The organism is Lentibacillus salicampi (assembly GCF_004565465.1).
GTDB classification, from domain to species: Bacteria; Bacillota; Bacilli; order Bacillales; family Amphibacillaceae; genus Lentibacillus; species Lentibacillus salicampi.
In genome coordinates, this window is sequence record NZ_SRHY01000010.1 from 24,725 (window position 1) to 49,131 (window position 24,407).

The 24,407-nt window shown below is 39.7% G+C and carries 30 protein-coding genes and 1 pseudogene; 2 read left to right on the top strand and 29 right to left on the bottom strand.

Going from position 1 to position 24,407, the window contains the following annotated elements; genetic code table 11:
- Position 1: 1 nt before the first annotated feature.
- The 20 genes from E4U82_RS08535 to E4U82_RS08630 form a co-directional block, all read right to left on the bottom strand.
- The gene (locus tag E4U82_RS08535; protein ID WP_135109779.1) at positions 2-454 is read right to left on the bottom strand and encodes a hypothetical protein; all 453 of its coding nucleotides are present in this window, start codon (positions 452-454) and stop codon (positions 2-4) included.
- Position 455: 1 nt separating this feature from the next.
- Positions 456-788 carry a hypothetical protein gene (locus E4U82_RS08540; protein ID WP_135109780.1) on the bottom strand — a complete coding sequence of 111 codons (333 nt, stop codon included), beginning with the start codon at positions 786-788 and terminating at the stop codon, positions 456-458.
- Positions 789-1,049: 261 nt separating this feature from the next.
- The gene (locus E4U82_RS08545) at positions 1,050-2,105 is read right to left on the bottom strand and encodes a hypothetical protein (protein ID WP_135109781.1); all 1,056 of its coding nucleotides are present in this window, start codon (positions 2,103-2,105) and stop codon (positions 1,050-1,052) included.
- Positions 2,106-2,125: 20 nt separating this feature from the next.
- Positions 2,126-3,253: a peptidoglycan DD-metalloendopeptidase family protein gene (locus tag E4U82_RS08550; protein WP_135109782.1), complete on the bottom strand. Its 1,128-nt coding sequence runs from the start codon at positions 3,251-3,253 to the stop codon at positions 2,126-2,128.
- On the bottom strand, positions 3,250-3,927 hold the full coding sequence (locus E4U82_RS08555; protein WP_135109783.1) for a hypothetical protein: 678 nt from the start codon (positions 3,925-3,927) through the stop codon (positions 3,250-3,252). The genes E4U82_RS08550 and E4U82_RS08555 overlap by 4 nt, the downstream gene beginning before the upstream one ends.
- Entirely contained in the window at positions 3,927-5,855 is a 1,929-nt protein-coding gene (locus E4U82_RS08560) for a VirB4 family type IV secretion system protein (RefSeq protein ID WP_135109784.1), read from the bottom strand. Before E4U82_RS08560 ends, E4U82_RS08555 begins: the two co-directional genes overlap by 1 nt.
- Before the next feature lie 14 nt (positions 5,856-5,869).
- Positions 5,870-6,505, bottom strand: coding sequence for a hypothetical protein (locus E4U82_RS08565; RefSeq protein ID WP_135109785.1), 636 nt, complete (start codon positions 6,503-6,505; stop codon positions 5,870-5,872).
- A gap of 30 nt (positions 6,506-6,535) precedes the next feature.
- Complete coding sequence (locus E4U82_RS08570; protein ID WP_135109786.1) at positions 6,536-6,844, bottom strand: DUF5592 family protein; 309 nt, start codon at positions 6,842-6,844, stop codon at positions 6,536-6,538.
- A gap of 36 nt (positions 6,845-6,880) precedes the next feature.
- Positions 6,881-8,740: a pLS20_p028 family conjugation system transmembrane protein gene (locus tag E4U82_RS08575; protein ID WP_245183542.1), complete on the bottom strand. Its 1,860-nt coding sequence runs from the start codon at positions 8,738-8,740 to the stop codon at positions 6,881-6,883.
- Between the two features lie 85 nt (positions 8,741-8,825).
- Entirely contained in the window at positions 8,826-9,413 is a 588-nt protein-coding gene (locus tag E4U82_RS08580) for a hypothetical protein (protein WP_245183543.1), read from the bottom strand.
- Positions 9,414-9,479: 66 nt separating this feature from the next.
- Positions 9,480-9,734 (bottom strand): YdbC family protein, encoded by a 255-nt coding sequence (locus E4U82_RS08585; protein ID WP_135109787.1) that lies wholly within the window; start codon positions 9,732-9,734, stop codon positions 9,480-9,482.
- 24 nt (positions 9,735-9,758) lie between these two features.
- Entirely contained in the window at positions 9,759-12,041 is a 2,283-nt protein-coding gene (locus E4U82_RS08590) for a VirD4-like conjugal transfer protein, CD1115 family (RefSeq protein WP_135109788.1), read from the bottom strand.
- A complete protein-coding gene (locus E4U82_RS08595) occupies positions 12,025-13,065 on the bottom strand; it encodes a toprim domain-containing protein (protein WP_135109789.1) in 1,041 nt (346 codons plus the stop codon). The genes E4U82_RS08590 and E4U82_RS08595 overlap by 17 nt, the downstream gene beginning before the upstream one ends.
- On the bottom strand, positions 13,043-13,816 hold the full coding sequence (locus E4U82_RS08600) for a hypothetical protein (protein ID WP_135109790.1): 774 nt from the start codon (positions 13,814-13,816) through the stop codon (positions 13,043-13,045). The genes E4U82_RS08595 and E4U82_RS08600 overlap by 23 nt, the downstream gene beginning before the upstream one ends.
- A gap of 39 nt (positions 13,817-13,855) precedes the next feature.
- Entirely contained in the window at positions 13,856-14,455 is a 600-nt protein-coding gene (locus E4U82_RS08605; RefSeq protein WP_135109791.1) for a hypothetical protein, read from the bottom strand.
- Positions 14,456-14,507: 52 nt separating this feature from the next.
- Positions 14,508-14,693, bottom strand: coding sequence for a hypothetical protein (locus tag E4U82_RS08610; RefSeq protein WP_135109792.1), 186 nt, complete (start codon positions 14,691-14,693; stop codon positions 14,508-14,510).
- Positions 14,694-14,708: 15 nt separating this feature from the next.
- A complete protein-coding gene (locus E4U82_RS08615; protein WP_135109793.1) occupies positions 14,709-14,942 on the bottom strand; it encodes a pilin in 234 nt (77 codons plus the stop codon).
- A 5-nt stretch (positions 14,943-14,947) separates the two neighbouring features.
- Entirely contained in the window at positions 14,948-15,259 is a 312-nt protein-coding gene (locus E4U82_RS08620; protein WP_135109794.1) for a hypothetical protein, read from the bottom strand.
- A 177-nt stretch (positions 15,260-15,436) separates the two neighbouring features.
- Positions 15,437-15,802, bottom strand: a complete 366-nt coding sequence (locus E4U82_RS08625; protein ID WP_135109795.1) for a YhjD family protein — start codon at positions 15,800-15,802, stop codon at positions 15,437-15,439.
- A 110-nt stretch (positions 15,803-15,912) separates the two neighbouring features.
- Positions 15,913-16,230: a hypothetical protein gene (locus E4U82_RS08630; RefSeq protein ID WP_135109796.1), complete on the bottom strand. Its 318-nt coding sequence runs from the start codon at positions 16,228-16,230 to the stop codon at positions 15,913-15,915.
- Between the two features lie 361 nt (positions 16,231-16,591).
- Between E4U82_RS08630 and E4U82_RS08635 the strand changes: the two are divergent.
- Positions 16,592-17,790, top strand: a pseudogene (locus E4U82_RS08635) (IS110 family RNA-guided transposase).
- Between the two features lie 150 nt (positions 17,791-17,940).
- Here E4U82_RS08635 and E4U82_RS08640 read toward each other — a convergent pair.
- The 4 genes from E4U82_RS08640 to E4U82_RS08655 all read right to left on the bottom strand — a co-directional run bounded on the left by E4U82_RS08640 (position 17,941) and on the right by E4U82_RS08655 (position 19,557).
- Positions 17,941-18,129 (bottom strand): helix-turn-helix transcriptional regulator, encoded by a 189-nt coding sequence (locus tag E4U82_RS08640; RefSeq protein ID WP_135109797.1) that lies wholly within the window; start codon positions 18,127-18,129, stop codon positions 17,941-17,943.
- On the bottom strand, positions 18,119-18,451 hold the full coding sequence (locus tag E4U82_RS08645) for a DUF2178 domain-containing protein (RefSeq protein WP_135109798.1): 333 nt from the start codon (positions 18,449-18,451) through the stop codon (positions 18,119-18,121). Before E4U82_RS08645 ends, E4U82_RS08640 begins: the two co-directional genes overlap by 11 nt.
- A gap of 595 nt (positions 18,452-19,046) precedes the next feature.
- Positions 19,047-19,235, bottom strand: coding sequence for a helix-turn-helix transcriptional regulator (locus E4U82_RS08650; RefSeq protein WP_135109799.1), 189 nt, complete (start codon positions 19,233-19,235; stop codon positions 19,047-19,049).
- Positions 19,225-19,557: a hypothetical protein gene (locus tag E4U82_RS08655; RefSeq protein WP_135109800.1), complete on the bottom strand. Its 333-nt coding sequence runs from the start codon at positions 19,555-19,557 to the stop codon at positions 19,225-19,227. Before E4U82_RS08655 ends, E4U82_RS08650 begins: the two co-directional genes overlap by 11 nt.
- A gap of 411 nt (positions 19,558-19,968) precedes the next feature.
- Between E4U82_RS08655 and E4U82_RS08660 the strand changes: the two genes are divergently transcribed.
- The gene (locus E4U82_RS08660) at positions 19,969-21,168 is read left to right on the top strand and encodes an IS110 family RNA-guided transposase (protein ID WP_135109801.1); all 1,200 of its coding nucleotides are present in this window, start codon (positions 19,969-19,971) and stop codon (positions 21,166-21,168) included.
- A gap of 159 nt (positions 21,169-21,327) precedes the next feature.
- Here E4U82_RS08660 and E4U82_RS08665 read toward each other — a convergent pair whose 3' ends face one another.
- The 5 genes from E4U82_RS08665 to E4U82_RS08685 all read right to left on the bottom strand — a co-directional run bounded on the left by E4U82_RS08665 (position 21,328) and on the right by E4U82_RS08685 (position 24,386).
- Positions 21,328-21,951, bottom strand: coding sequence for a DJ-1/PfpI family protein (locus tag E4U82_RS08665; protein WP_135109802.1), 624 nt, complete (start codon positions 21,949-21,951; stop codon positions 21,328-21,330).
- Complete coding sequence (locus E4U82_RS08670) at positions 21,917-22,249, bottom strand: hypothetical protein (protein WP_135109803.1); 333 nt, start codon at positions 22,247-22,249, stop codon at positions 21,917-21,919. Before E4U82_RS08670 ends, E4U82_RS08665 begins: the two co-directional genes overlap by 35 nt.
- 363 nt (positions 22,250-22,612) lie before the next feature.
- Positions 22,613-23,590, bottom strand: a complete 978-nt coding sequence (locus E4U82_RS08675; RefSeq protein WP_135109804.1) for a hypothetical protein — start codon at positions 23,588-23,590, stop codon at positions 22,613-22,615.
- Between the two features lie 122 nt (positions 23,591-23,712).
- Positions 23,713-24,036 (bottom strand): hypothetical protein, encoded by a 324-nt coding sequence (locus E4U82_RS08680; protein WP_135109805.1) that lies wholly within the window; start codon positions 24,034-24,036, stop codon positions 23,713-23,715.
- Positions 24,037-24,173: 137 nt separating this feature from the next.
- On the bottom strand, positions 24,174-24,386 hold the full coding sequence (locus E4U82_RS08685; RefSeq protein ID WP_135109806.1) for a hypothetical protein: 213 nt from the start codon (positions 24,384-24,386) through the stop codon (positions 24,174-24,176).
- Between the last annotated feature and the right edge of the window lie 21 nt (positions 24,387-24,407).

The following is a 24,407-nucleotide window of genomic DNA, read 5'->3' on the forward strand; positions in this document are numbered from 1 at the left end:
ATTAAGCCTCGCTTTCCTGTTGCTTTTGTTCCTTTCGCTTTTCATAATCCAGCTTCTTTTGACGATGTTTATGGATACGTTTTTGAATCAAGTCTTCTGCTTGTTGCATCCCATTTGTCTTGTATTTTTCAGTGGTTATCAAATCTTTAAATTCATTGATCAAGTAATAGTGGTTCACAAACTCCAAAAGAATTTTCGTATCACGGTCAACCACATTGCCGGTGACTTGAATACGATGTAATTTATCTTGCATGGCCGCAAGTTTTTCATCCATTAAATCCGAAATCATGTCTTTAAACACAACATACTTTTCATCACGGTCTGCGTAAAAGTGATCAATGGCTTTCGTTATGGCATCGGCTTGTGATACATGCTTTTCATCTGCAATGGTCTGTATCTTTTCAACAGTGTCCGGTGACAACCGGGCATGTAACCGTTGTTTCGTTGCATGCAATTTAATTCATCTCCTTCCCGTTGATGTTGAACATGTTTTCCAAATAGTCATCTGTTTCTCCAGGATCAATGTCCAATACAGTGGCTAACAACAAATACATTTTCATAGATTGTTTTTCCAATTGGTCTAGCCGATTGTACGTCATCTCTAATGCATCACCAACGCGACTTAATGTTGAATCCAATTCTTTTTCAGCGCGTTTAATGCCATTAAACTGTGCTAAATCTTCAATGTGTCTTTTTAACAATTCATTCCGTGACACGTTTTGTTTTCGTGCTTCGTCATTTAAAACTTTGACGGCACCGGTATCGACATCCCGTACTTTAAGTTCCATCACTGCATCATTCCTTTCCGTTAATTTGCTGCATGATTACAACACAATATGATGTGAATGCATCCCCTATCTGTCAGCTCCATTCAGTGCATGCAACATCCTCATGAGATTGCCAATAGTGTTGAACAGGATAAGGGGAAAATGTCCCCACACAAGGTGGGGAACTAGGCAGAGCCTAGTTTTCCGGTAAGCCCATTTTTTTGAGCAAAGGCGTACACTTGGCGCCCTTGCTGGCGTACATTTGGCGTACAACTAAATCCTTTAATGATCATTCTTTTTATCGGGCTTTTCCTTATTATTGGATGACTTGTTGGTTCTATCATGACTTTTATCTTGTCTGTTTTTGTTCGCAGCTTGTTCATCATTTGTAGCTTTATCAGCATCCGCTTTGTCATGTTCTTGTTGCTTATTGGCATCCTTATTTTGCGTCAAAGCATTCAGTTTTTCTTCACGATTTTGGTATTTATCCCGAAGTTCTTTTACTTTATTTTTCAGTTTTTCGATTTCATTTTTCGCATCATCAATGGCTTTATCCTTTTGTTCAATTTCCCGTTTTGTGTCAGCTTGCTCTTCCTTCGTTTCAAATGCCATGTCTTGTTTCAATGATTCTTTTTCCTTTTTAAGTGTCGTGATCAGATCTTCCTGGAACGGTATATCCTCCTCAATGATGGTAGTAATTTCTTGTTTCGTACGTTCCATATCAGCGATAATATTTTCTTTCTTGTACCCTTTGTCCGTTTTCGTTACCAATGATTTGTTGGTGTCAATTTTTCGGTAATCTCCGACGATAATGACTTGTTCCGGTCCAGGCAAATCTGATTCTCTGATGTCTTGGTCGGTTACAGTTGTTTCACCACCTTTATTTTCTATTTGTTTCTTGTACTCCTGTTTCAGGATGTTTTGGTCACGGTGTTCCGTCACGAATAACCCAATCACTTGAAAAGATTCAGGGACGCCTTCAATCTGAACGACCATATTATTGTCTGACTGATATACCAATTCTGCATTGTATTGTTGACTCTCATTTTGTTCTTTCGCGTAAAAAGAAAACGTCGGTTCGACTGCATCTGTTCCGGTATGATGACGTTCCAATGTGACCTCCATCAATTCATTTTTCGGGTTATATTCCCAATCACGAAGCGTTAATGTCGTTTGACTAAGGCCGCCAATTGATTCATTAAAAGACGTTTGGGCAATCGCACTATCATCATACATCCATGTTTTAGACGTAAAAAAAACGCCAAACGCTAGGCCGGCGAGGAGCAATAGACTGATATAGGTTTTGTTTTCACGTCCGCGATTCAATTTAGTTTTCACGCAATCAACCCGTCCTTTCTTTACTGTTTACCGGTTAAAAATGGTTTAACGTATGGCATCGGATCAACTTTTTCACCGTTTATAATCACTTCAAAATGCAAGTGCGCTCCGGTGGAAGCACCCGTTGACCCGACTTTTCCAATGACATCACCTGCTTTAACTTTAGTTCCGACTGGCTTTCCTTTTGCCATCATGTGTCCATATCGTGTCCGCATACCATTCTCATGTTTCACTTCCACATACCAGCCATACCCTGTTCCCATGTTGCTGCTGCTTGATTGAAATGTCGTACCGTTTGCTTTACTGATAACAATCTCACCATCCGCAAATGCTGTGATGGGTGTTCCGCGAATGCCATTCGATGCGACATCAATAGCACCATGAAACGACGAACAGCCACCGCAACTCCGGTTGCCAAAACCGGATGTAATGTTTTTGGTGTGTGATGATATCCACGATTTGTCACCAATCAGTTCCATGTCCGGTTGGGCAGATGTGTCACAATGCATCGTCAAACCGCCCAACTTTTGCGCAATCTTTTTCGTTGTCGGCACCCAATGTTCATTCAAATTGTTGGGATCATTCTCAGCACCAACCGGCGCATAGACACGTCCTAATTGTTTAATGGTTACCAAACCATCAACTTCGATACGGTTATATAACGTTTGCGACATGGACTCTAATCCTTCTTTCAATGTTGAAAAGGAATAAAGACCACTGCCATCCGGGTTCATCAAACCTCCTGGATTATTTTTTTGTTGAATGGCATTGGATTCCCCCCAGGCGGTTTCATGTAACGCAATAGAAGCAAACAAAACAGGATCAATGCCCTTTTCCTCTGACATTCGAATGATGTCATCGCCATGCCCTTTTAGGGCTCCTGAACGCTTTTGATTTTGAAAAATATCATCCCATTTTTTCTGATTGACTTCACCTGTTGCCGAACATACATAACCGGCAGATGGATTGTTTTGTGTTGATTGTTGTTCATCAACGCTCCCGCCTAACGCACCAATAATCGCAAACATAATGCTCATTAAAACTAAGCCAATCAGTATCGGAATGATATTCACTGCAGCAATACCAATCATCCATCCAATCGCTTTTGTCTTACCAATGGCTTTTACGGCACCCCAAATATGTTTCATGTATTCTTCTTTCCTTCCATGCCGTCATCAGGGGTTACCATCTTCTTCACCAGCCATTGATCGTTTTGGTTCACAACGGTCACATAAAAAAGCTTCGTTCGCTGATTGGTTATACGTCCATTTGATGTAACATGCCACGAGGCAAATGCACCGAATATCATGTTGTTTTTTTGTGTTGCATCAGAAACAAACAACTCTATGGATTCAATACCCCGTTCAACATTTGCTTCCTTCACTGCTGGAATAGCTTGCTTGATTTCCTCCAAATATGAAGCTGTTACAACACCTTGCCATTTATTCCAATCGGCGATTTGCGATAAATAAAGAGCAAGCCCTTGCTTAGCCTGCTCTTTTGCCTCGGTAACTGCTTGATCACCAAATTGTTTTTGATATGTGGTTTCATGTTGATCTTCCGTTTGCTGGTTATCCTTATCTTCTGTATCATTTTGTGTTCCATCTGCAGCATTTGAATCAGATTTAGCGCCTAAAGCTTCATCGATTTTGTCTTCCTGAAGTTCTGGTGGTTGCTCTTTTTCTTGCTGTGATGCATCGAATAAATCCTCCGGATTTTGTGGTTCTTCGTCATCAGTTGCCCATTTCCATACGAACATCGCTATGATTATTATTGCAATGATAAGAAGAAATGTAAACTTGTAAAGAACGCGTTTCTCCATCACAAGCCCCCCTCAAATAGTTGCAATTCGTCGTCAGACGCTTCAATGGAGAGCATCAAATTACCAACTCCACTGATACTTAACAAACATTCTCCTTGTTGTAATTGCGGTACATGGTCTAATTCACTGTCGGTCAACTGTCCTTCAAAAACGGTCCGTAACGTGTCCAATGAATTGGCATCCTGCTGCATCACCAATTTATATTGGGTCAGTTCAAATAACGTCCGTATTTTGGTAACCGTATCCGTGTCGGAATGGTCCGGAACAAAATCGCGGATGGATTGGCTGGCCAAGATGAGACCTCCGAAATACTTCCGTGCTTCACGTGCAAAATCCGTTAAAAACTTCACCGCCAGCATATTTTCCGAATTGACCAGTCGATGCGCTTCATCAATCATCACGAGAAAACGTGTCGCGTCATCAATATCAAACGCCTCATCGTCATACATGAGCTTCTTTTGTGATGAGCCTATTTGGATCAAGTTATCCCAAATTAAGTTCAATGCATTAAACATCTGAGCGTTGAACACACTTTTTTCGAGTCCTGTTAAATTACGAATCGAAAAGAAAATAACCTGTTCTTCCGTAATGTCAGGAATCGTTGTATGACCATTAAACAAATACGAAAAACTGTTCACCAGATTATCAATGACCAATTCAATTTTTTCGAGTCGCTTAACCCTTGTGGAAGATAGTTCTGAACGAATGATTCGCTTCTCAGTATTGCCATAGAGTTGATCACGAATGAACATTAAAAAATCACTGAATATGGGATAGTCCTCATTAGCCAGTGACGTAATACCTGTTGTATGCATTTTGTCCGTAAAACCAAGTGACTCATAAAATAGCCGCAGCATCTTTTTGAATTCTTCGATTTCCTCAGAAGAAGGATTACCAGCCAGAAACATATAAAAGGTTGCCACCTTGGATATATGCTGCATAAAACTGATTTCCTCATTCTTTTCCGGATTACTGTTGTCTTCTGTACGAAAGATTTGCAACGGATTGATGACGCCATCACTGCCATCGAGACTAATGGTGTGTCCATTCACTGACTTAACGAGTGTCTTAAATTCACCGGTCACATCAAAACCACGAATAAAATGGCCGCGTGCTTCATTATCCATTAATAACTTTTTAAGCGTCGTTGACTTGCCGGCACCCATTTTTCCAACAACCACCGCATTAAAGAATCGTCTCATTTTATCCTTATGAAACAAATCAAACAGCACATTACCTCCGGTAAACGATGTCCCTAAGTAACTGCCGGTTCGATCATTTAATTCCGAGAAGTGATAAGGCAAGCCTGATGCGAGTGTCACAGCCGGCATCCCTTTTCCTTCCCGTTTGTTTGGAAAAGCCAGCTGCTGTTCATAAGGAAGGAATAAAGATTGCCATTCCCAATAGGTTTCATTTAAAAAGATTTGGCCTTTAAATCCGAATGACTGTAACTTGGACATGGTTCGTTCCACTTTCTTTTCCAGTTCCCATATAGTAGGTGACGCCACAAATAAACGAATATGCAGTAATTTAATGACTTCCCCCATTTCGCTTATCTGACGATACAAGTCTTCCATCTCCTGATAACCACGTTGGGCGTCCATCCGTTCCGATTCATGTTTGGAACTTCTGAACCGGACATCCTGTTCCATCATGCTTTTATTAATCGCGCTTACCGTCTCATCCTGGTTCATGGTTGCCACATCTGTTACAACAGTCACATCATACATGGCCATGATTTTATCGAGCCACAACACATCAACGCTGGATGGATAGTCAAAAACATGAATGCACGCTTCATAGCCATCTCCTTTTTTGATGAACTTGTCTTTAAAACGCATACCGCCTTGTGGTTGTATCGACGTTAAAAAATCTTTATCCAATTGAGGTGGTTTTGGTTTCCTAATTTGTTTCGACTGCAGTGCCATTGTAACCATCCTTTCTATAATTTGGTGTTTTGATTGTTTAATAGGAATAGAATCTGTTCCTTTTTCGTTCGTGTTAATTCTGTTAAGGGGAAAGCCTTCTGCATGCCTTGCATGGCATCATGTTTTCGATCAGTCAGTTCCTGCTTGTCATCGGCATATACAAAAATGAAAAATTCACGGTTCGAACGTTCACGTTCTAAAAAATCAAACTCACGTAATTTTTGGTCGATATATTCCAAACGAATCGGGCTGGTTATCTGTTCACGTTTCTGCAGCCAATACGTGCGTTGGACTTCGGTATTTGCTGGAAAGTTTAAAATAATCTCTTTATAGGACCGGAAATAACTCCGCAAAAAACGGGTCCGGATCATTAGCAAATAATTCAAATCAGCATCATTCAAGGCATGAATGTTTTTCGTTTGGATCTGGAGTATGTCCATCACACCATTCTTCAACAAAATATGGTCATCATGTATTTGAATAAATGGCAGTAATTCCGGTGTCTGTCGTAACATTCTCTCTTTCTTGATGCTTGAAGATTCGTCACGTTGTTTCGTTTGAAAAACACTCTTAATTTTAGTTGCCCATGACCTTCGGTTCGTCTGTTTGTCATTAGACTCATCGGAAGTCATTTTATCTTTTTGGCTCATGTTTACTGTTGACCTCCTTTCGTTTACCCGTTATTGACGCAATTGACGATTTTCCTGTTCGTGTTGATCCATGGCATGGTAAGCCGCCTTTTTATGGCGAAAAAATAGAATGAGTGATTCATAATGTCTCTTTTTCGGATTGTGACCGGATGGCATGAATAGATAAATCATGATGCCAATCACGGCCACAAAGTACGGAATCATAAAAACACTATGAACTAAATCCCGCAAAATCGTTAAAACTAAAAGAGAGCTAATCAGTAGAATGACTAGCTCTCGCATTTCCAATCCTAAAATTTTTGGTTTTGCCTTAATCTCTTTCGGAATCTCGTATGTCATGGTCTCTCAGCCCCTTTTGCATATCTTTTGGTTTTTTCACATTTTTTTATTCAAGCCCTCTCGGATACGTCCACGAACATGATTCATTTTTTGTCCAGCATCGTAACCGGTGTTATGTGCCCGTGTCAGGAAATGACTAGCTCGCTGTACCGTACGATTGCCACCAAACAAGGTATGCTTTGGTTTTGGATGAATATGGCCATCTGAAGTTCTCACATTTGGCTGATTCGTCATCTTCGGTGATGTTGGGATATTAACATGGCCAGATGGTTCTTGCGACTGGCCACCCTGAACAGATGATGGTGTGACACCACCTGAATGATTGGGACGACTACTAGTCGATTGAGATTGTTGTTGCGTTGGTTTGACAGATGACGGCCGGGCTTCCTGAGTTGGTTGTCCTTTTCCAACAGTGCTTCCCCCGTTGGTTTCATGATGTGGCGCACTTCCATTGGTCATGTTTGTTGAAAACCTGCCTTCTTGACGTGGCGGTTCAGTATGTCGATGAGACGGCATTGGTGTCACATGGCTGTTATTTTTCAATGCCCTTGTCATGCCAACACCACCGGCAACTGCGCCACCGCCAACTTTGCCACCTGCTTTGATGGTTTTACCGCCTGCTTCGGCCGCCATTTTGCCACCTGCGCCAACCATACGACCGGCAGCATAACCGCCCATCATGGCCTGCCAGCCAGAACGCAGTCCGGCATCAATGCCCAACAAGCGTTGAACAATATCAGGTGCATCAATTAATGCCCAGGCACCAGCAATCAGCAGTAGGATGGTACCAATAATGCCGATGTGCTGTTCCATATCATTCGCCCATTGCGCATAAATGATGAACATCTGTAATAGCACCATCATGACAAAGATCACAGCAAAGGTACTGGCAATCTCGACTAACACTTTTTTCAAACGTTGACCGCCTGTTAAATCCGTTGCTGCTGTGAACATGGCAAATAATTGATGGAACGCCAAGTCAAACATGGCACGCCCAATTTTGATGGTTGTGATGACTAATGCAAAGGCCGTCACGGCTAATGTGGCTATTGTAATGCCCCAATTCACGTGATACCTGTAGTAGCTTTGTTGGCCCAAATTGGTAGCTGGGACTGTGTTTTTGTTAAGATCAACAATCCTTGTATCACCATCACCTGTCGAGATAAGACGCTTTTTTAGAAAATCCTTATCTTGTTCAGATAATTGTTTTACCCACTTCTCAGTTGTCCAGCTAAACCATCCCTCATCCTCATATATGTCAAGCTTTTCATTGACTTCAATTGAACTAGGATTTTTCAATTGGTTTCCGAAGGTATAATCCGTTGTCCCGATATCTTTATTTTGGGGATCTGGTGGATGTGGCAGCAAGTTTTCATTACCCGCCACAGTCTCTTCATTGCTTCCATTAGCATAATTGAAATCACTTTCAACATAATACATCACATCCGCAATGTTCCTTTTAAGGACGTTATCGGATAGTGTTCCGGGTTCATCTAATGCGGTTATGCCTTCGTTCAACAAATCATCCATCATACTCATGAGATTCGGTAGGATAACGATGACACTCACAGCAATCAAAACATTCATCAGCACGTCATTTCGTTTCTCAATTTTATTCAACATAAACTGGAACCCTACAACAGTTAGTGTGACAACAAACATGCCAAACACGTAGGGCTGAATTGTTTCGATAAATCGATTCATGGCCGGATTGTCATACACGCCGCCAAGTGTAACAACATCTATTGCCACACCTTCGATCCAATTGTTAATCCAAACGAACGCTTGAATCATTCCCCATCCAATGTTTCGGATGAGGTCATCATACAGCCAGCCACTGCTGATATCTAAAATGGCAGCTAAATCTTCATAAAGCTTTTTCAACTCATCGCTCATTAATGTCCTCCCCTCCTTTTTTGCCATAAAAAAAGAACTCACCTAAGGTACAGGTAAGTTCCCGCATGATAACTATGGCATTGATTTAATACGTTAAATTTATCCCTTCATTTTTCACATAATCAACATTGATTTGAATCCCTTCTTTTACATCACTGTATAAATCGTCATCCAGAAATGTACTATCTTCATTGGCTTCATCAATAGTCGTATTTAAGAGCCATGCTTTCCCAACATATTCAAAGGCAGAGTTAATCTGTCCATCATAAACTACAGCAAATCCACCGTCTTCAAAAGGGCTGTGAGAAGAGCCTGAATGAGATTCATATTCTTCAATTAAAGAGTCTACCTTTTGCTTTTGTTCATCATCAAGCGTATTAAGATTCACATGAAATGCTGTCATATCCTTATCTTTTAGTGCTTTATCATAGGCTTCAAGCAATTTAGTGTTTTTCACATATTCTGTCTTAGCATCATAGATCAACACATAAAAAGCTTCGTTATTATCCTTTTTCGTAATCATGTCATCTAACGTAATTTCATTCAATCCAGTTTTCGGTGATTCTGTCTCTTCATCGCTATCTTCTGCAGCACTGTCAGATCCGCCACAGGCACTTAAAACCAGTAAAACGGCTATTAAAATCAGGGTCAATACCGTTCGTTTCCGCAACAAGTTACGATCATCTCCCATACAACCTTTTAGCAACAGTATAACAGTCCTTTTTGACACGTGAAATGATTATCTTGTCCTATCCGGATCATCCGGTAATTTTATATCAATGATCGTTTTTAGCTTACTTAGCTCCTTAGCTGTAAACGTAAAGCCTTTGCCCAGCCTCGTTTTATCCGGGTTCCACCACCGCACATCATATTTCGGTTCATCACCATTCCAGCTAATGATGTTAAGCTCTTTTGTCCATCCGGCTTGACTTTCATGCAATATGGCAATTTCTTCGATAACTTCCCAATCCACACGATATTTTGGTTCTTTCATAACTTATCACTCCTTGTATTTCTTTTAAGATAGTGCCTGTTCTCGTAACTTTTCGGCTTCTTGTTCGTCATCGGACTGTTCATCAGATGACTGTTGGTCGGTTGCTTCACTGGCTTTCTCATTTTGATTAACTTGCTCTTCAATTCGTTTCATGGCTTGATCCTGCCACGTTTGCATCACATCAACAGGTAAATAATCCGCTAATGCTGCCAGTACCTTTAAGTGAATGCGTGAAAAGTGAGGATGATAGACTATAAAACTTATATAATGAAGAAATGACCAATGATCAACTTCTTGAAGCAATACTTTGGTTCTTGCTTCATCCAGTTCACCCTGACTTTGTTCAATCTGTAAGATATGCCGTTTAAATCGCTCAAACTCCTTATCTGCCATGACGTCAGCCATTCGTAAAAATAAGTCGTCATTTGACCCCGCAGAATAGACCATGCTGTTTAGGTCCATATCATGATACGTTTCGGACATAATCGGGAGCATCATGACGGAATGATCTGTATCAAAGTCATTGGCCAAGTATTGATAACGGAATTTATGACTGGTTTTGTCCTGATTAAAGATAGGCTTAGGCTCGATCTTCCTTCGGTTCTTATCCTGCCGTTTATTCACGCGTATCAACACGGACTGCCCTTCCTTTAACCGCATCAGTTCATCAGATGTTAAAAGCGAGCGTTCTTTTGTCGATTCACTGTGCGACTTATCGAATGAATGATAATCACCACTGCGGCTGACATCGGTAATCGTTTTCGCCCCAAGCATGCTCGAATAATGTTCAGCGGTACTCTTATCTTCGGTGAGGATATAGATTTGATTGGAACAGTTGCCAATAATCGTATCCGATTCGTCACCATAAGCCGATTTCACCTGGGAATAGGCTTGAACAATTAAGTGATACCTAAAGCCGCGTCCGGCACCGACTGTTACCATACTGGCCATGCCATCGATGGCCGGCATATTCCCAAACTCATCAAGGATGAATTGCACATGTCGTTTCATTTTGCCATTTTTGCTTTTAGTTGCTTTTTCTGAGTTGACACGGTACAACTGACTAACAAAGATACTGGCCAGCACATCGTTTGATTTATCCGAATCAGGCGTTGCCAAAAAGACAGCTACTGGTCTGTCGCCAAACCCGATGTCTGTTAAATCCAAACTGTTATGCCCTGTCACTTTAGCGTTCGGTTCAAGTGTGAATATTTGCAGTTTATCCATGGCAACACTGAAGATACTGCCGCGTGTATTGCCGGTTGAAAAATTACTGGTGGCATACATTAACCGGGCCGGATTATTTTCATCCCGTGCCTGGAAGAATTCATCCAATGCATTATTGCCTTCTTCGTCTGTCTCGCTTCCTTTGCTGGAAAGGAAGTTGGCAACAGAATACATCGTGACCCGTTCTTCCTTGCCGATTTTCACCATATCCTCCGTTAATGCTAAAATAATGGCCGTTACCAGTGACTTCGCACTGTTTGACCAAAACGGATCTTTGGCATTTGGATTATGATACAAACTGAATGCCACACTGTTGGCATATTTTTGCGCATCACTCACCCTGCCCTGTTTCCATGAATCAATGACCAACTGTAAAGGATTGAATCCCATGCTCATGGCATGCTCTATTAAATTAAACACGTACACATCATAGCCACGTGCCTGTAAAGTTTCATAGGATGCCCCGGCAAGTTCCCCTTTCGGATCGTTAATCACCATGGAGGGTTTCTCACTAGCCCTGCTTTGAACATCAATCATTGGCACAACGAATGTCTCACCCTTCCCGGAACGGGTAATCCCGATGACCATGGTGTGAACAGGGGCATCATCAAGCAAAAGCCGGTATGGTTTACCTGCTTCCTGCAATCCCCCAACAATCGTCCCGCCTTTTCCGTCGTATTCCGTTTTGGATGCCGGGATAATCTGATACTGATTTTTCATGTTCTTCACGGATTCAAATTCATTCGTGCCATGTTGCCCACGGTTAATGGTTTGATAATTCATTTTGATATTATATAAGAGTTTCAAAAGACTAATCCCGACAAGGATATAAAAGCCTACATAAAACGCAAGCCATTCTTTCTGAAAGACGAACACGTAATGCCAATCGACTGAGAATGTGTTCAAGTTAACTTGTTCCGGATTGTTGGCAAATCCTTCAATCAAATGCAGCAATTGCTGGAAAAAGTGTAATAAAAAGTTTGCAAGGAAGAAGCCCATTATGACGATAAGCAGTATGAAAAGCACTATAATCTGCCAGTTGCTTAAGCGTTCGGTCAGTGGCTTATGGTTCGTGTTCAATGGCCATCACCCTTTCATGTTGTTTCGTATGTGCTGCCATTTGGTTATACGTTTTAGTGAATGCTTTGCGGTTTTGCTGCAAGTTCTCATTCGCATCTTTCGTTCCTGGGGAATAAGCAAAAGTTAACCAATCCCTGCCTATTCCAGCTTCTTCGATTGTATTCACGATGTCTCTTGTTGCCTTCCAGCCAGCCTGATCATCATCCATGGCGATTAAAAGCTGTTTATCCGAAAACTGTTCCTTGTGTTTGGCCAAAAAATCTTTGACCTGTCTTGTTTTGGTTGCGCCTGTTAATGCGATGATACCAACGTTTTCATCGATCTCACGAAAGGACAACGCATCCAAAATGGATTCACTCACCACCACATTGTCGGCATCCTGCGGAATGTCCATAAAAAAATCCTTCGTTTCTTTGGAGGGATTAAAAATAAGCTGTATTTCCTTGGGATCAAGGTTTTCATCGATGCTGGAACGGAGTAAAACGCGATCCAACGTATGGTCTTCGCCGTACAATGGGAAAATTAAGTTTCGTTTGCACATCCAGCTATTGTTCGAATAATCTTTGTTCAATAAGGGTTCGGCTTTTTGGAGGACATGCTGCACGATAGCCTCATCTTGTAAGTCAGCTACATAACCGCGTGTTGTCTGTTTTGACAGGCCGCGATATCCACTATCTAAAGCCTCACTTTTAAAGTAGTTTTTCGCATACGAAAACACACGATTTGACCAATCTAACGACTGCCGTTGTTGTGTCGTCAGGTTGGGATAGTGTTTTACCATATTTTGTTCATAAGCTGACATGTTTCCCTTTTCATGAAATTCAAGCATCATCCGTGAGCCGCAATGGTTTTCCCGGTTGCACTGGATAAAATGCTTGTTATTTTTATACATGAAGGCTTCATGCTGGTTACATTCCGGGCAGTTGCAGATAAAATAACGTCCTTTATCTTCAGCATTCAAATCACTTAACGCATTTTCGATATTTTGAAAAACCAGTTTCTTATAGGGATTCAGCTTGCTCATCATCGTTACCTACTTTGACAGCTATTTTAGCTTCAAATCGTTTTAAAACAGGTGCAAGGACTTGTTCTTGAATAGCTTGATCTGATGTCAGGACTGTTCCCTTAGCTAATAAGTCATCAAAAGCTGTGTGAAATGCATGCATCAAGTCGTTATGAAGATGATAGGCTGTTCTAAATCCGTAATGTTGTACGAATGATCCGCCAAATAACGTCAGTTCCAGACGCTGATACCCTTCATGTTTGAACACCAATACATCAATTCGCTGTTTGGGAAGCGATTGGTAATTCGTGACCACATGCGTCACAAACCGATTGAACGATTTTTCATCGCTCATATAGCGTTGAATCGCGTCTTGCTTGGGTAATTCATCTTTACTTTGCTTTTCTTCCGTAACCGGGTGATTCGACTGTTTATGCTTTGAAAACGACTTATGGCTTCCCAATGTCCGAACGCCTGAGTGCTTGTCTGATTGGTCCTCGTGTTTCTCAGAGGATTTAGCTGTCTCTTCGCTCACCCAGTTTACAAGCGCGTGATAGGTGTTTCGTATCGCTGCCAGCACATCCTCCATTTCCGCGTAAATGCTCGTTTCAATATAGGGGGACATACCATCATAAATTTGTTTTAATTGGTCATCCGTCAGGTCTAGTTGATCGCCCATGACAGTAGAAAATCGTTTTTTGAAAGCCTTAAATGCGTTATCTTCCGGCTTTACAGCTTTGACATTGGAAAGCAGTTTATCTTTCATCTTCATTCATATCACCTCCAAAAAAGGACTCCCTGATCGGAAGCCCTACATGTCCATCTCTTGTTCATGTGTCTTGTTTTGCTTCTTCCCAAGTTTCATCACCTTTTCGTTTTCCAAGTCCTTTTCAATTTGACCTAACTTTTCCTTTTGCACCGGCGTTAAGTCCATATCTTTTATGTCATCCAGCACCTCTCGTTTGAGTTCATAGACTTTCTCATAACCGTGTTTTGCTTCAAATTCTTCCATCTCTTGTTCTCTTTTTTGAACATCTTCGGGTGACGCTTCCTTTTCATCTGGTTGTTTATCTAAGGCGTCCAGCACGTGTTGCTTATAAGATTCTTTATAATTGGTTTCTTCCTTTGTAGGCTGCAGCTTTTCCAGCACATTTTGTTTATAGGCCTGTTTAAACTGCTCTGATTGATTCACCTCATCATCATGTTCTTTTTGCACCGCATCTTCGATTGTTTGAAGCTTTTCCTTCGGATACTTCGATTTCAGAACGGTATCTTGATAAAGGGATTCCAGTTTCTGTCGCTTCCATTTGAATCCTTCTTGATCAGGATTCAACATTTCCTTTTCCTTTGCCGACAGAAAGTCAGCGTACTTGTTTGCCAATTCTGTTTCAAAACCTTGTGTATCTGGCATGTTCAACCTCCTCTATAAAAAAAGGCCTCCATCCATTGGAAAGCCCGTTTAATTAATGGTTTAACTGTATAAAGTTTTGGATGGTGACAGAATCGCCCAGATTAAATTCATCACTGATGGCCTTTTCGACACCACGAATATCATCTATCGATTGAATGGGTTCCGCTAATGTTATATCAACATTGCCGCCGCCATCTTCATAAAGGTAACTTATGAAATATTTGTATTCCGTACTCACAATGCTTCACCTCCTTTAAAATCCAACAACACGACCGCCCAACCAAGAAACAAGACTGGCAGCCAAGTAAACAATGCCAAAGCCGATTGCAACGTTGACCATCCATCCCGTATACATTTCCTTTTTCTGCGGATCTTTTGCAAATGTCCATAATAGTCCAATGACAACTAACACCAGTCCGGCTAAGACTGGTGCGATTGGTTTAATCCCATCTGTAATATTTTGTACGGTTTGAATTGCGTCTTGCACGTATCTCACTCTCCTTTCTTCGCCACATTCGTGATCTGTTTCTGGTTCGATACATTAAAATTCAAGATGATGTCTTGGTGTCGTTCATGAAGCCACTCATAATACGAAGACCCGTCAGCTTCGATAATGCCTTTTGCCAGAGCTTCAAATTCTTTGAATCCTTCAGGTTTAACAGGTCTGCGGTTCCTTTTTGATGATGATTCTTTCTTCGATGTTTCAGCAGAGTTTTTAGTGACTGCCTTATCGTCCTGCTTAATATCTTTGGCCCGGTTTTCTTCCATCGATTTTGTTTCCTTTTCAAATCCAGTATTGGACATGGTTTCACCTCCTTATCTGACCAAAATAAAAACCCTTTTCCGTGAAAGAAAAGAGTTAATGGGAAGTACTAAACTTCCTGATACTAATAATTTAACACCGTTTTCATGAAATTTTGTCACCTATTTTGTATCTTTTTTGTACCCTGTTTTGTTTCCATTTTGTTTCCTTTTAGAGTTTTACCATCCCAGATCTCGAGGCTCAAAAGCTGTTGATTTACTACCGTATAAATAAACTTCTATAACCTTCCTTGTCATTTCTTTTAATTCACCAGGCGTATACGTTATGACGCCTGTATCATGCCTGCTAGACCATCGATAAGAACATTGTGCGATTTGCTTTACATTTATATGATATTGCGTGTACATAAGCTTTTTAGTGGAAGATAAATCTTTCTGTAATTGCTTAATGGATGAATCTATCTTACCCTGATATACATTACGCATTTTAAAATCTGAAAAGCTCTTTTTATCGTGTTGTAATACTCGAATAGCAAGAGGAAGTAAAATAAACTGATGGACAAGTTTATTCATTTGAGCATCCATTAAATCACCTCTAATGAACATTAGTATTTCTTTATAATCACTTAGAAAAGTTTAGATACTACGAGAAAGGCGGTTTAACAAATTTTCTGATTCATGAAGCACTGACCTTCTTAGTGATAACAGTCTGCCGTTCTGGGCATTGATTCATCTTTTTCACGTATAAATACGACCCCGCTAGGTTTAGTTTCAATTTCAACTCCTTCAAGTTCCAACTCCATTATTTCCCTGATACCAAATAGCCATTCTTTTTCCGTTACGCGTCCTCGCTTACAGGAAATGCTGAGAACCTGTCTATTATTGCCGACTTCGTGTAAAAAATGTGTTGATTCACTATCATAAACCTTTATCTTTGGTGATTCATCAGGCGAAAATATTTTAACCATTTTGACTTCGTTTTGACAGTTAGCAGTTACATCTTTAATTCTCAATTATAACTCCCCCTAACAAGAACATTTGTTCTTATTATAGGCAATGGAGGACAAAAAATCAACTATAGCAAGTACTTGATTAAAGCTAATGACTTTTATACAATCGCGCCCGATCGTATTATATGGTCAGTCAGTCATTGTACTGGCTGACCTATTTTAATAGGTTTTATGCTTGAGGAAGCCGGGGTAGGACGCTCGCGCCCGTGGGACACTGATCCCGTCCGCAATACTGTCCACCCCTTCCTTGTAGAAACATGTTTGAGGCTGGTTGGGACGCGATCCCGTATAACAAACGAAGCTATGAGACTACAAGGGATCTGAGGGGCGCACCGGCGAATCTATCAAAGGAGTTGTGATTTCTATGGATCCTGTCATCGGCCTGGATATCGCCAAAGAGAAAGCCAGGTCCAAGCTTTCTTACAAAGGAAAAAGACTTATAAGCAAAGCTTTAAATTTGAGCACCATCTACAAGGACTTCATGCGTTTTATCGTTTCTATCAGGAAGTGGAACAGGTCTCCGGTCAGTCTCCGGCTGTCATCTTTGAATCCACCGGGCACTATCATGAGCCTGTGCTCCAATTTCTTGAGGATCATGATATAACATATTATTTGATCAATCCGGTGGTTTCTTATGAGGCAAGAAAAACCAGCCTGCGCAAGGTGAAAACGGACAAAATCGATGCCTTCCATCTGGGTGAGTTGTACTACAAAGAGGATCTGGAAGTCTTTCAGAAGAAAACCGAACAATACCTGAATCTGCGTCAATTAACCAGGCAGCACAGCGCTCTAACGGATAGCTATGTTGAAATCAAGCTTCAGTTTCAGGCTGCTGTGGATCATATTTTCCCGGAATATCATGGGGTCTTCAGTGATCTTTGTGGCAACCTCTCGTTGAATACGTTACTTCATTATCCGACTGCTTCGGATATTCAAAAGGTCTCTCAACAGACGTTAGCCGTCGAGATGCGTCAATTCGGGGCGAAACGTTCCTATAAATGGTTTTTGGACAAAGCAGATCAATTAAAGGCTGCAGCGAATCGCAATCCCTTTCAGCATCCTGTCTGTCATGGCCATATCGTCAGCCTGCAGATGTACATTCAAATGCTTTTTCAATACCAGGAGCACCTATCCAAGCTAAAAAAAGAGATAGATGCCCTGGCTCAGGCTTTTGAAAACTGTGGATTGATCCAGTCAATTCCCGGCATTGGAGATAAGATTGCAGCAACCATTACCTCCGAAATGGGGGATATCAATCAGTTCCCTCATGCCAAGAACTTGACTGCCTACGCAGGACTGGATCCAAGTGTTTTTGAGTCAGGCAAATATAAAGCATCCATTAATCGTATCACCAAAAGGGGATCATCAAGATTGCGTCAGGCCCTTTATACGGCTGTGCAATGCGGTCTGGCCAAAAACCGAAACAAGAAACTTATAGCCTATTATGATTGCAAAAGAAACGAGGGCAAGCCACACAAGGTCGCTGTGATTGCCTGTGCCAATAAACTCGTTCACTGGATCCATGCCATGTTAAAACGTCAAGAAGCCTTTGTAGATCAATAATAAACAACGTATTAACTCCAAAATTTTCCAATCCCTTATCGGTTTAACGGTAAGGCTATTTGGCATGCCCAATTTTAGTGTAACATGTTTTTTTGAACGTTTTCACCTTTAAATGTTGACAGCTATTGGCTGGTATTGTGAAAGAAAAAATCATGGCTGAAATATATCATCAACTGTTGTATTAAGAACTCTCGCTATTTTAAAAGCAAGTTGTAAAGTAGGGTCGTATCGGTCATTTTCGATAGCATTAATTGTTTGCCTTGATACATTACATTTTTTTGCTAATGCATCTTGTGTAAATCCTTTATCCTTACGAAATTTAAGAATTTTATTTTTCATTGCTGCTCATCCGACGGCTATAAATCCAGTAATATACAAAATAACTAATAACCGCAATCAACAAATAAAGTAATTCTGGATAAACAAACGGAACTAATGCTAGACGCTCGTCATTTAAATTAAAGAAGTCAAAAACAAAGTTAATAATGAAAAACATAAGAAGTAATAACCAACTTCTTACAATCGCCTTTTGTTTAATTAACTGTGAACGTTCATCATCTTTTGTTTTAACCCCACCGTATTCATCTGTACCAGTAACCCAGCCTATAATAAAGAAAATAATTAAGCCTACTATTAGTGGCACAACTGCCCTAATTAACAATTACATCACCTCATTCAAATGTAAAAATGTCTTTACATTTGAATTTATCACTTTTAGTCTTTGGTGTCAAAAAGTCTTTACATTATTCTCTTAAAAATTTTTTACAAAATGGCCCGATCGGGGCACAATGCTTATTCTGCAATCGCGCCCTTTTCCGCAAGAACGAGGGGATACCCTTATTCCAGTTAAGCGGCCGATTGCTTAACAAATAAGTATCACTTTCTTAGCAACTGCAATGAACCAACAACTAAAAGGATAATTAGTACTATGGGAAGGATCGGCCACGAAAAACGATCAGATAAAAAGTTTATGAGCCATAAGGATCCTAGAATAATCAGTACACCCATATATCTTCTACGTTCTTCATACTGCCAATAATTCCAATGTATCAAGACGTTTATTAAACCTATAGGGTAAAGCACTAGAATCATTACATACACCCAAGTTTTCTTTAAATACCAGGGTCTTTTTGATTCTGGGGCAATATTATCTGTCAATTTTACATCAACCTCCTACTCTCTGTTAAATGGCCCAACAAACAAAGAAAGAGCGAAGTTATTTATTCCTGATTTGCGCCCGTTAATGTAACAAAAGATTATGGCTGAAAAACGGCATCAACTGTTGTGCTAAGAATCCTCGCTATTTTAAATGCAAGTTGTAAGGTAGGGTCGTATCGATCATTTGCGATAGCATTAATTGTTTGCCTTGATACGTTGCATTTTTTTGCAAGTGTATCCTGTGTATACCCCTTGCTTTTTCGAAGTTCCAAAATTTTATTTTTCATTACTGCTCATCCGTCTATTATAAATCCAATAGTACACAAAATAACTGCCAACTGAAAACAATAAATAGAATAATTCTGGATATTGAAACTGTATCATTGCTAAATGCTCATTATTTAAATCAAATAAATCAAATATAAAATTAATAACAAAAAACACTAGCAGCAGTATCCAACTGCTTACAATGGCCTTTTGTTTAATAAATTGAGAGCGTTCATCATCCTTTGTTTTTATCCCTCCATATTCATCACTACCAGTAAACCATCCGATAATAAAAAATATTGCTATTCCAACTAAAAATGGAACAATCCAATTGACTAACAAAAATGTCACCTCATTTAAAAACGTCAAAAGTTCTTTCCATTTTACAATATCGTATTGGCTGGTTTATGTCAAAAGGTTTTTACATTATCCACATAATTTATTCCATTAAATGAGCCTTATGTATGGAAGGGGCGCCAAGTTCTATTCCAGAATGGCGCCCGATCGTATTATATGGTCAGCCAGTCATTTCTGGTTGACCTATTTTTAATAGGTTTTATGCTTGAAGTAGCCGGGGTAGAACGTAGGCGCCCGTGGGACACCAATCCCGTCCGCAATACTGTTCACCCCCTACTTGTAGAAACATGTTTGAGGCTGGTTGGGACTTAGATCCCGCATAACAAGCGAAGCTATGACACTACAAGTGATGTTAGGGGCGTACCGGCGAATCTATTAAAGGAGCTATGATTACTTATGGACCCTGTCATCGGCCTGGATGTCGCCAAAGGAGAAAGCCAGGTCCAAGCCTTCTTACAAAGGAAAAAAACTTATAAGCAAAGCTTTAAGTTTGAACACAATCTACAAGGACTTCATATCTTTTATCAGTTTTATCAGGAAGTGGAACAGGTTTCCGGACAACCTCCGGCTGTCATTTTTGAATCCACTGGCCATTATCATGAGCCTGTGCTCCAATTCCTTGAAGAGCATGGCGTGACATATTATTTAATCAACCCAGTTATTTCTTATGAAGCCAGAAAAACGAACCTGCGCAAAGTGAAAACAGACAAAATCGATGCCTTCCATCTGGGTGAGCTTTACTATAAAGAAGATCTGGAAGTCTATCAGAAGAAGACGGAACAGTTTTTGAATCTTCGGCAATTAACCAGACAACACAGCGCTTTAACGGATAGCTATGTTGAAGTAAAACTTCAGTTTCAGGCTGCTTTAGATCAGATTTTTCCGGAGTATCATGGTGTTTTCAGTAAGCTTTATGGCAGCCTTTCGTTGAACATCTTACAGCAGTATCCGACTTCTTGGGATATTCAAAACGTTTCTCACCAGGTGTTGGCCACTGAAATGCGTCAATTTGGAGCCAAACGTTCTCATGCATGGTTTTGGAATAAAGCATCTGAATTAAAGGATGCCGCAGAACGTAATCCCTTTCTAAATCCTATCAATCAGGGACAGCTTATTAGCCTGCGGCTATATATACAATTGCTTTTTCAATACCAAGAGCATCTATCCAAGCTAGAAAAAGAGATAGATGCCCTGGCTACAACATTTGAAGAATATGATTTAATCCGATCAATCCCCGGTATCGGAACTAAAATTGCCGCCACAATTATTGCCGAGATGGGGAACATTGATCAGTTCAATCATCCAAAAAAACTTGTTGCCTACGCAGGTATTGACCCTAGTGTTTTTGAATCAGGTAAGTTTAAAGCAACAATCAATCGCATCACCAAAAGAGGTTCATCAAGATTGCGTCATGCCCTTTATACAGCTGTGGATTGTGGTTTAACCCAAAACCGAAACAAGAAACTGATAGCCTTTTATAATCGCAAAAGAAACGAGGGCAAGCCACACAGGGTCGCTGTGATTGCCTGTGCCAATAAACTCGTTCACTGGATTCATGCCATGTTCAAGCGTGAGGAAGTCTTTGTAGATCAATAAAAAGAAACAATTAAATTCATAATATTCCGAAACCTTATCGATTGAACGGTAAGGTTATTTGGCATGTTCAATTTTAGTGTAACATGTTTTTTTAAACTTTTTTACCTTTAAATGTTGACAGTTATTAGCTGGTATTGTGGCAATCAGAGAATAAAACATTTAATACACATACTCAATAGTTTTAGCAGTTCTTTCGGCAGTAGCTTTGCCCAAAATTTGTTCAACAAGATACAATGCCATATTAATTCCAGAAGAAACTCCACCAGAAGATATCAGATTATGAGTATGAACTACTTTCCGATCCGATAAAACCTGAATATTTGGGTTTTTTTCTTGTAAATCTTTCGTAGTTAGATGATGAGTTGCTGTCTCTTTTCCATCCAACAATCCAGTTGCAGCTAAGATATACGCTCCAGTGCAAACTGAACATAAATATTCAATATCTTTATGTTTAATAATCCAACCTTTTACCTTTTGGTTTTTGGCCACAGATTGTACCGCCCTTAGAGGTCCTCCAGGGATTATGATAATATCCATTTCGGGAGCATCAGCAATGCTAAAATCAGGCTCTATTTTCACTCCTGAGTGGGTTCTTATTCGCTTTCCCAACTCTGTAATTGTAAATACTTCAAATGGATTGGTAGGTAATAAATGCTTTTTATAGAGATTAATCATTTGATCTGCTTTATTGTATGAGGTAAGAGATAACACTTCTGCAGGACCAGTAAAATCTAAAATATCTACAAAATCATAAAGTAAAATGCCTACTTTTCTTCTTTTCATCTAAAATTCTCCTCATACTCCTCATATGAGATACGTTTAAAACAGATAGATTCCCCAAGCGTATCTTTACTCCATAAGTGCGCCCGTTAAAAGAACAAAGGCTGTTATCTTGTAGTGTAGATTTATTTTCATTCCAATCATATGGCTTTTTTGACCACTCCCAAAAAACATAAATTAAATAGAATAAAATAGAAAATAAAATGTTATGTACCCAACCAATTTCATTATTAAAAATTAATTGCAGTACTGTCCCAAAGACAAACACAAATACTGGTATCCAAATATATTTTTTAAACATACTACGCCCCCACAAATAATCCCAAACTATAGTTATTCCATAATATGGACCTTATGTATGGAACCGACACCTATGCCGGGTTTGCGCCCTTTTCTGGAAGAACGTTCCTTGATTGTTATTACGCTAGAATTCCTTCATTTAAGTTTTGATCCGTATCTTTATCTTTCCTGAAAAAATTTGAAGCAATTAATAAAATCACCCCAATAATAATCAAGGGCTTTGCTATTATTGTATTCCAGATAGGCGCCCCGATAAGGAAAAGACTCACTTTTAATCTTAACATATTAGCGCTGACAAATCGCGCCCTTATCCCATGTTTATTAGTAAATAACCTTTTTGAAAATGACTTATTAAAGCTCCGTCCTATTTGGTTAATGGAATTTCGATATCCTTACCAACCTCAAGAAGCAAATTTTGTCGATTCTTCACTGGAGCAAAAACCATTTCATAGTTATCTTTATCATGTACTTCTTCCTTGCTATAAATCGGAACAACCTTTTTTCCAGCTGACTTCAAAAAGACACCCGTTTTATTCGTATTAGCTCTATATCCATATTCCTTACCTGATTCTCTGGGATTAAAGAATAGTTCTTCTAGTTTACTTCGCTTTTCATATAGTGTTCCACTTTCATCCGTATAGGTTGTAATATCGGAGCCAGTAGCGACGACTCTTGTTTCCAAGGCAGAAAACTCTACCTTCTTAATGTTGTATGTTTCACCTTTAAAAGTGAATTCTTTATTGGCCTTGACTGTTTTTCTGTTAAAGGTGGCAGATGGTTTAAGCTTAAACTCTAGTGGCCAAGTTGTCTGTACACTTCCATTTCCGCTGTTTTTCCAGATAGTCAAATCTTCAATCTCTAAACGAATGTTTTTTCCCTCATATTCCTTTACTGATCCAAAAGATAAGGCCTCATATACTTTGTTTTCCGTTTCACTGTAATATCGGCTTCCCCACCCCACATTTTCTAAGGATTTCTTTTCATCACCGAAAAAATTATTCTCAATCAAATTAATCTTACTAACGCCTTCCCAAAGATCAATATAATAATTCTTTAAATTTGTCTTTTTACTATGATAGGTCAAAAGGAGTTTTGTTTCTTTATCATCGGTCAAAATCCTTTTAAATTGCACCTTTATGTCATGTTCTTTGTCGTAGAAGGTTTGGTCAAGTACTTGGCCCTTTCCCGATTTCACGGCCATTCTTACTCCAGTATCGTCAATGTGTTGACTGGAGAAAAAAGTGTCATTTACCTCTTGAGTATCCTCTAATGATGTAAAAACTAACACCGAACCAATAGCTAAAACCATAATTAACGAAATAAAAGAAATTATTTTTTTCATATGTACCCCCCTCGTATAAGGGATGTACGAAACCACAAAATTATTCTCCCTTTTCCGAAAATGTGGCCCCTAGTGGCCCCTATGTATGGACTAGGCACCAAATCTTATTCCGGAATGGCGCCCTATTCTGGAAGATTACTTTCTCTTTTTTGGCTATAAATTTCATAAGCAAAATATCCAAATAATAACCCTATTCCAGAACCCCAAGCCATTGCATATAGAAAGGAAACGGGGGTGAATATGCTAAGAAGTACAGCAACAACACAACCAGACATCGTTCCAAGTGGTATTAAACTATCTAATAAATTTTCAGCACTTTTTGTTTCTTTCTTACCCAGAGTTCCTTTCTTATCCTTATATTCCATTCTTAAAATTACAAATACTGAAATCCCACCTATTATTACAACAGGTAGTAAAATGCGCGCAATTTCCAAAGACAAGCTCATATTAGAATGCTCCCTTCTTCGCTCTTTAATTGATTCAATTTTAATTTAATTTATTCCGTTAAATGGCCCTATGGGATACTAACGCATTTTCGTATTAGGGAAACGCGCCTGATTGTAGTAATTTTAAGAACTTTGAGTTATTCAATGATGTTCCGATTTTTTCGATTATAAATAAATTGTTTGATAGAAAATTTAATTAAGCAATAGATAGCACCTACAATTGCCACTACCAATGCTAAGAAACTTAATGTCATCATAAATCCTCCGATAGTAGTTTGCAGGACATTGTTCAAGATAAGAGTCGCAACCGCATAAACAATCCCTAAAATCAAGATAGTTTTTTTGCTCATTTTAAAACCCCCCTAACCAAT